Source organism: uncultured Candidatus Puniceispirillum sp. (assembly GCF_963979125.1).
Classification (GTDB): domain Bacteria; phylum Pseudomonadota; class Alphaproteobacteria; order Puniceispirillales; family Puniceispirillaceae; genus Puniceispirillum.
The window spans coordinates 1-7,600 of record NZ_CAXBVX010000094.1 but is presented as its reverse complement, the minus strand read 5'-3'; the positions used below and the strand labels follow the sequence as shown (position 1 = coordinate 7,600).

The window sequence follows — 7,600 nt, the reverse complement described above, 5'->3', positions numbered from 1 at the left end:
TAATTTCATATTCCAGCCGTGCTGCCATAGTTACAGCCAGCATTTCGGCCAGCAATATCAATAAGTCAGTCCCAAGATTGGGCTGGAAACTGGTTTCAGTCTTGCCGCCAAGCGCCAAAACGCAACGTGACATAGGCTCGGCAAGCTGATCGGGAAGCCGGATAATCGCAACCGATGGCGCGCTTAGTTTTAAGCTGGATTTTGCGACGTCGCCAGGCGGGCCCAGAAACAGTGTTTGTCCCTCGATAGCGTCATCTATCTTCGCGGCAGGTACAACAATGATGTCACTTTGTCGGGCAAATTGCAGAACGCTTTCACGTTCGATAAACAGCCGACAAAAGCGCAGATCAAAGATCGTCGGAAATTCCTGGGTAATGGCTTCGCACATGCCTGCAATGTCGGTGCTTGCCAGCAAGGCCAGCGTGGCGTGATGAAGGCGTTGCCAATTAACCATATTTTCAGAGGCAACATGGATCAGCGATTCATTGGCCTTGGACAGACGCTGGGCTTCTTTGCGCGCGCGGGCGGCAATCGCGGGCGTCAGATCAACAATATTGACGCGATCCGGTGCGTCTGCATCAGACTTTAGATCGCGCATATGCTTATCCAGAAAATCAGGATTTTCGCTGAGATAGCGTAAAACATCTTCGGCGGTAGGCTGATATCCGGATTGATCAGATGGCATCGTTAAAACCGTTTGCTAGAGAATCGATTGACCTGTTCCCGCCCAGTCCGCCATGAAAGCATCAAGCCCTTTGTCGGTGAGTGGGTGTTTATATAAAGCCCCCAGAATTTTTGGGGGGATTGTAACAACATCAGCACCCATTAAAGCCGCGTCAACCACATGCTGGGTACTGCGCACCGAAGCGACAAGCACTTCGGTCTGCATGTCATAATTATTGTAGATGGTGCAGATTTCCTCAATCAGCCCCATGCCATCGGCGCCCAGATCATCAAGCCGCCCGACAAAAGGCGAGATAAAGGCAGCCCCTGCCTTGGCGGCAAGCAAGGCCTGTCCAGTCGTAAAACACAAGGTGACATTGACTTTGGTGTCCGCATCAGCCAAGGCACGACAGGTCATCAGACCAGCTTCGGTTAGCGGCACTTTGACGGCAACATTCTTGGCGATTTTAGCCAGTTTGCGGCCTTCGGCCAGCATCGTGTCAAAATCCATGGCAGCCACTTCGGCGCTAACAGGTCCGTCAGTCATGTCACAGATTTCGGCAATGGTTTCGATGATGTTGCGGCCAGATTTGGCTATTAGCGACGGGTTGGTTGTGACACCATCAACAAAGCCCGTTTTTATGTAGGTTGCGATTTCAGCAACATCAGCACTATCGAGAAAAATTTTCATCTGGTTTACCTTTAAAGACAAAGAATGCCGCCCGCGATTTAACTCTTGCGATTTAACGGTTGTGGCCGCAGTTTATCCCAAGGAAGCTTGCAAATCTATAACCATGATAGGCCTATGTTGAAAAGCCCCGATAATAGTGCAGATCACAATAGCCAGATGCCCAGTATTCTGACATCGGAAACGGTTTCGGTTGCCGTGGCGGTACCGATTGCTGGTGCTTATGATTATCTGCAACGCAAGGTGGGGCATCAAACGGATTGGGGGGTTAGCCGCGGCACCATTGTTACGGTGCCTTTTGGTGGCCGGCTTGTGGCTGGAATTGTGCTGGGCATTGGCACAGGTGATGTGGCACCGGAAAAATTGAAAGCCATTAACGCGGTGGCACCGCTACCTGCGTTGGATGCGGCATTTGTCAGTTTTATCGAACGCGTTGCGGCCTGGACATTGGCACCGATTGGCGCCGTGGTAAAAATGGTACTAAGCCAGCCGCGTGCTTTACAGACACCGCCGCAAACCACCTTGTTTAGCAAAGCTAAAATAATTCCAGACGGTGTCAGGGTTACGCAGGCACGCCAGCAGGTACATGATGTTCTGGGCGAAGCGGGCGCGATGACAGCCACCGAACTTGCGCGCGTTGCTGATGTAGGCACCAGTGTGATCAGTGCGATGGCCAAGGCAGATATGCTGACCTCGATGCAGGTTTCGGCTGATCGCCCACCTGCGCCACCGCAAACTGATCTTCCCAGTCTGACATTGACCGATGATCAGCAAAATGCCGCCGATATGATGGTGGCGGCCTGTGGCAACGGATTTCACCCTTTTCTGCTTGATGGTGTTACGGGATCTGGCAAAACCGAAGTCTATTTTGAAGCGGTCAAGACGGTGCTGGACGCCGGCCAGCAGGTTTTGATCCTGTTACCGGAAATTGCGCTATCAAGCGGCTGGCGAGCGCGGTTTGAGCGCCGCTTTGGCGTTGCCCCTGTCGAATGGCATTCGGATATCGGCAATAGCCAGAAACGCAGGGCATGGCGCTATGTACTTTCAGGTGACGCTAAACTGGTTGTTGGCGCGCGTTCAGCATTGTTTCTGCCGTTTTCCAATCTGGGTTTGATTGTTGTCGATGAAGAACATGACCATGCCTATAAGCAGGAAGACCAGACAATCTATCAAGCACGTGACATGGCGGTGGTGCGCGCGCATATACAACGATGCCCAATTATTCTGGCATCAGCGACGCCATCGCTGGAAAGCTGGGTGAATGCTGGCAAGACAGGTGAAACCCCGCGCTATCAGCATGTCGGCTTGCCGAACCGTATCCATGGGGCGGCCTTGCCCGTGATGACCGCTATTGATTTGCGCCAGACGCCACCTGAACGTGGGCGCTGGCTGTCACCACCGCTGGTGGATGCGATCGCAGCACGGTTGGAAGCGGGTGAACAATCCTTGCTGTTTTTGAACCGGCGCGGCTATGCGCCGCTGACATTGTGTGGCAGTTGCGGGCATAAATTAACATGTCCAAATTGTGATAGCTGGATGGTTGCGCATAAATTATCAGGGCGACTTCGTTGTCATCATTGCGGGCATCAGACCCGACCAAGCAATCATTGTACAGCCTGTGGACAGACAGATACGATGCAAGCGTGCGGCCCTGGCGTCGAACGGCTTGCCGAAGAAGTGCTGTGGCGATTTCCTGATGCCCGCTTTGCTGTGCTTTCGAGTGATACAGTCGGCACTCCAAAGGCTGCCGAAGCCTTTATCCAGTCGGTCATTGATGGGGATGTCGATATTATCATCGGTACGCAGATGGTTGCCAAAGGGCATCATTTTCCCAATCTGACATTGGTTGGTGTTGTTGATGCCGATCTGGGGCTGGCAGGAGGTGATTTGCGCGCCGCTGAACGCACATTTCAGATGTTATCGCAAGTGGCAGGCCGTGCAGGCCGCGAATCGCGCCCTGGAGAAGCGATGTTGCAAACGCTTGATCCCGAAAATCAGGTGCTTGCCTGTTTGCTTGAGGGCAAGCGTGATGCCTTTTTATCGATGGAGGCGCATGCGCGATCCTTGGCTGGTATGCCACCGTCAGGACAGCTGGCGGCGCTGATTCTGTCGTCACATGATGAAAAACGGCTTCATGCGACGTTACGTCGCCTCGATCAGTCCAGACCACATTTTACCAGTGTTGATATTTTTGGTCCGGCGATTGCCCCCATAGGTTTCCTGAAAGGGCGGCATCGGGGGCGTTTGCTGATCCGCACCGATAGATCGGTGGATATTCAAGGGATTTTGCGCGATTGGCTGGCTGACTTTAAGCCAGATTCAGGGGTAAAATTGCAGATTGATATTGATCCCTATAATTTTCTGTAAAATTGTTTTTGAAATACGCGCCTATTTTGGTCATGTGGTTGCCGATATGACGCATTTTTAAGCTGTTGAATGCTTGCGTTTCGGCTAGGGCTATGATAGCACCCAAGGCGTCATAAAAGTCTGATGGGTTTGCCCCTATTGACTGTAGGCATCATAAAGTTGTTCGTATCTTATCAGGATGAGGGTAAGTCTTTGAGTTCAGGCGCAACAGGTCTTGCAGGTCGTTATGCTGGTGCACTTTATGCATTGGCTGAAGATACCGGTAATATTAAAGAAATCGTGGCTGATCTGACTGATCTGGCAAAGCTTGTCGGCGAAAATGACGACATGAAAATGCTTATTTCATCGCCAGCACTCACCCGCGGTGAACAGCAGGCTGGCATTACGGCGATCACTGAAAAAGCCGGTGCTAATGCGCTGACAGTAAAGTTTCTTGGTACATTGGCCGAAAATGGCCGCCTGCATGTGCTTCTTAAAATTATTAGTGTGTTCCTTGATGAACATGCGCGCCGCCAAGGTCAAATCTCGGCGGAGGTCGTTTCGGCTGTTGAACTTGACGCTAACCGCAAGGCTAGTGTCGAAAAGGCAGTTGCCAGCCTAGCTGGTAGCGACAAATTATCGCTTTCAATGCGTGTTGATCCATCTCTTATCGGGGGATTGGTTGTGCGGATTGGGTCTCGAATGATTGATACGTCAATCAAAACAAAACTTAGCAGGCTAGAAACAGCCATGAAGGGTGTAGCGTGATGGATATTCGTGCGGCTGAAATTTCAGCGATCCTCAAAGATCAAATTGCCAATTTCGGGAGTGAAGCCGAAGTTGCCGAAGTCGGCCGTGTGCTGTCTGTCGGAGACGGTATTGCCCGTGTGCATGGACTTGATGAGGTTCAGGCCGGTGAGATGGTCGAATTCGAAAGCGGCGTTAAAGGCATGGCGCTTAACCTCGAATCAGACAATGTTGGTATTGTTATCTTCGGAGATGACCGTTCGATCCGTGAAGGCGACGTTGTGCGTCGTACCGCATCGATTGTCGATACGCCAACGGGTCGCGGCTTGCTTGGTCGTGTTGTTGATGCGCTGGGTAACCCGATTGATGGCAAAGGCCCGCTTAAAGATGTTAAGCGTAGCCGTGTTGAGGTGAAAGCCCCCGGTATCATGCCACGCCAGTCGGTGCATGAGCCGATGCAAACAGGTCTGAAAGCAATCGATAGCTTGATCCCTGTTGGTCGTGGCCAGCGTGAGCTGATCATTGGTGACCGCCAGACAGGCAAAACCGCAATCGCGATTGACGCTTTTATCAATCAGAAGTCAGTCAATGAAGCGGCTGGCAAGGATGATTCGAAAAAGCTGTTCTGTATCTATGTTGCTGTTGGCCAGAAGCGGTCAACTGTTGCGCAGATTGTGCGCTCGCTGGAAGAACAAGGTGCACTAGACTATACGATTGTTGTTGCGGCAACAGCGTCGGATCCAGCGCCTATGCAGTTCCTTGCCCCTTATACAGCTTGTGCTATGGGTGAATATTTCCGCGATAATGGTATGCATGCCTTGGTTGTTTATGACGATTTGTCAAAGCAGGCTGTTGCCTATCGACAGATGAGCTTGTTGCTTCGTCGTCCGCCAGGCCGTGAAGCCTATCCAGGTGACGTTTTCTATTTGCATTCACGCCTTCTGGAACGTTCAGCCAAGCTAAATGAAAAGAATGGTTCAGGATCATTGACAGCGTTGCCTGTTATTGAAACCCAAGCTGGTGACGTGTCTGCCTATATTCCTACGAATGTGATTTCAATCACCGATGGCCAGATTTTCCTTGAGACTGAATTGTTCTATAAAGGTATTCGTCCGGCAGTGAATGTTGGTCTGTCTGTAAGCCGTGTGGGTTCTGCCGCACAGATCAAGGCAATGAAGCAGGTTGCTGGTTCGATTAAGCTGGAATTGGCGCAATATCGTGAAATGGCCGCTTTTGCCCAGTTCGCATCAGATATGGACGCATCTACACGTGCATTGCTTGCGCGTGGCGCCCGTCTGACCGAATTGCTGAAGCAACCACAATATAGCCCCATGCAGATTGAAGAACAGGTTGCTGTTATCTTTGCTGGCGTGAAAGGTTATCTTGATTCAATCGAGGTTGCCGATATTGGGCGCTTTGAAGCCGGTCTTCTTGACCATCTTCGTAGCACCGCAGCAGATGTTTTGAAAACGATTCAGCAAGAGCAAAAGCTATCTGACGATACCGAAGCCAAACTGGCGGCGGCAATCGAAGCCTTTCAGAAAAGCTTTTCATAAGCGTCGAACCGGAAACCCGAACTTAATACCCGTTGGGGGGAGTTTAGCCGATGGCATCATTACAGGATCTGAAGACGCGGATTAAAAGCGTCAAGTCCACGCAGAAAATCACTGCCGCCATGAAAATGGTGGCGGCGGCAAAATTGCGTCGGGCACAGGAATCTGCTGAGGCTGGACGTCCTTATGCAACACGTATGGGGCAGGTGATCTCAGGCCTGGCGTCAAAAGCGAATAAGGAATCCGCGCCTGCATTGCTGGTTGGCAATGGTAAAGAACAGACACATCTGCTGGTTGTTATGTCAGCTGACCGTGGTCTTTGTGGTGGGTTTAACGGATCTATCACGCGCGCGACACGTAACGAGGTTGCTCGTCTTCGTGCCGAAAATAAAACGGTCAAGTTATTTATGGTTGGCCGAAAATCAGCCGATGCGTTACGCCGCGAACTTGGCGATATATATATGGAGTCGCTTGAAGGTATTCAGGGCACTTCAGTGTCTTATGGTGATGCCGATTCGATTGGCAAGACAATCCGTGACGGATTTGAAGCTGGTGAATTTGACGTTTGTTCGATCATCTATAACAAGTTCAAAAGCGTTATTGCACAGGAAGTTACCCTGACACAGCTTATTCCAGCACAGATTGACATGTCGGCAGAATCGGACATGTTGAGTGTCAGCTATGAATATGAGCCGGAAGAAGAAGAGCTGCTGAATGCCTTGCTTCCGCGTGGTATTTCGACGCAAATCTACAGCTCGCTGCTTGAATCATCAGCGTCCGAACTGGCCGCGCGAATGACCGCAATGGATAATGCAACACGTAATGCTGGTGATCTGATTGATCGGCTTACATTGATTTATAACCGCACACGACAGGCGACGATCACCAAAGAACTGATCGAAATCATCTCGGGTGCTGAAGCTGTTTAAACAGCTTTGTGAATAATAGTTTGAAGACGCGTAACATATTTTGATTAGGAACAACCCGGTCGGGTAATGATGCCCAGATACGGATTTAGCCCGGAGTAACATAACCATGGCAACAAAATCAGTTGGTAAAGTCAGTCAGGTAATCGGCGCGGTCGTCGATGTGCAATTTGATGGTAGTCTGCCCGCAATACAGAACGCGCTTGAGGTCGATAATAACGGCCAGCGCCTTGTTCTTGAGGTCGCGCAGCATCTTGGTGAGTCATCAGTCAGAACCATTGCTATGGATGCGACCGAGGGTCTAGTTCGTGGCGCTGACGCAACGGATACAGGGGCACCTATTACAGTGCCTGTTGGCCCAGAAACATTGGGACGTATCCTGAATGTTATTGGTGAGCCTGTTGACGAAGGCAAGCCAGTTAAGTCGAAAAAGCATTATCCAATTCACCGGGCAGCGCCTGATTACGTTGACCAGTCAACCGAAGCCGAAATTCTGGTAACAGGCATCAAGGTTGTTGATTTGCTCGCGCCTTATGCAAAGGGTGGTAAAATTGGTCTGTTTGGTGGTGCCGGTGTTGGTAAAACCGTTTTGATTATGGAATTGATCAATAATGTCGCGAAAGCGCATGGTGGTTATTCAGTGTTTGCCGGTGTTGGTGAGCGTACGCGTGAAGGTA

General features: G+C 50.8%; 6 protein-coding genes and 1 pseudogene. 5 read left to right on the top strand and 2 right to left on the bottom strand.

Going from position 1 to position 7,600, the window contains the following annotated elements; all coding sequences use genetic code 11:
- The coding region (locus ABNT28_RS08955) for a DUF484 family protein (protein WP_348721421.1) at window positions 1-685 on the bottom strand (685 nt) is incomplete at its 3' end.
- A gap of 15 nt (window positions 686-700) precedes the next feature.
- Window positions 701-1,354, bottom strand: coding sequence for a fructose-6-phosphate aldolase (gene fsa / locus ABNT28_RS08950; RefSeq protein ID WP_332924107.1), 654 nt, complete (start codon window positions 1,352-1,354; stop codon window positions 701-703).
- A 114-nt stretch (window positions 1,355-1,468) separates the two neighbouring features.
- On the opposite strand from fsa, the gene ABNT28_RS08945 reads away from it, so the two are divergent.
- The 5 genes and pseudogenes from ABNT28_RS08945 to ABNT28_RS08925 all read left to right on the top strand — a co-directional run.
- Window positions 1,469-3,718 (top strand): primosomal protein N', encoded by a 2,250-nt coding sequence (locus ABNT28_RS08945; RefSeq protein ID WP_332924108.1) that lies wholly within the window; start codon window positions 1,469-1,471, stop codon window positions 3,716-3,718.
- A 123-nt stretch (window positions 3,719-3,841) separates the two neighbouring features.
- Window positions 3,842-4,465: a F0F1 ATP synthase subunit delta gene (locus ABNT28_RS08940; RefSeq protein WP_332924109.1), complete on the top strand. Its 624-nt coding sequence runs from the start codon at window positions 3,842-3,844 to the stop codon at window positions 4,463-4,465.
- Window positions 4,465-6,000, top strand: a complete 1,536-nt coding sequence (gene atpA / locus ABNT28_RS08935) for a F0F1 ATP synthase subunit alpha (protein ID WP_348721420.1) — start codon at window positions 4,465-4,467, stop codon at window positions 5,998-6,000. The genes ABNT28_RS08940 and atpA overlap by 1 nt, the downstream gene beginning before the upstream one ends.
- Before the next feature lie 50 nt (window positions 6,001-6,050).
- Entirely contained in the window at window positions 6,051-6,926 is an 876-nt protein-coding gene (locus tag ABNT28_RS08930; RefSeq protein ID WP_332924111.1) for a F0F1 ATP synthase subunit gamma, read from the top strand.
- Window positions 6,927-7,032: 106 nt separating this feature from the next.
- Window positions 7,033-7,600: pseudogene (locus ABNT28_RS08925) on the top strand (F0F1 ATP synthase subunit beta); the annotation flags it as partial.

Coding starts and splice junctions, on each gene's coding strand:
- fsa (WP_332924107.1), bottom strand. CDS start 1,354: ATGAAAATTTTTCTCGATAGTGCTGATGTTGCTGAAATCGCAACCTAC.
- ABNT28_RS08945 (WP_332924108.1), top strand. CDS start 1,469: ATGTTGAAAAGCCCCGATAATAGTGCAGATCACAATAGCCAGATGCCC.
- ABNT28_RS08940 (WP_332924109.1), top strand. CDS start 3,842: ATGGGTTTGCCCCTATTGACTGTAGGCATCATAAAGTTGTTCGTATCT.
- atpA (WP_348721420.1), top strand. CDS start 4,465: ATGGATATTCGTGCGGCTGAAATTTCAGCGATCCTCAAAGATCAAATT.
- ABNT28_RS08930 (WP_332924111.1), top strand. CDS start 6,051: ATGGCATCATTACAGGATCTGAAGACGCGGATTAAAAGCGTCAAGTCC.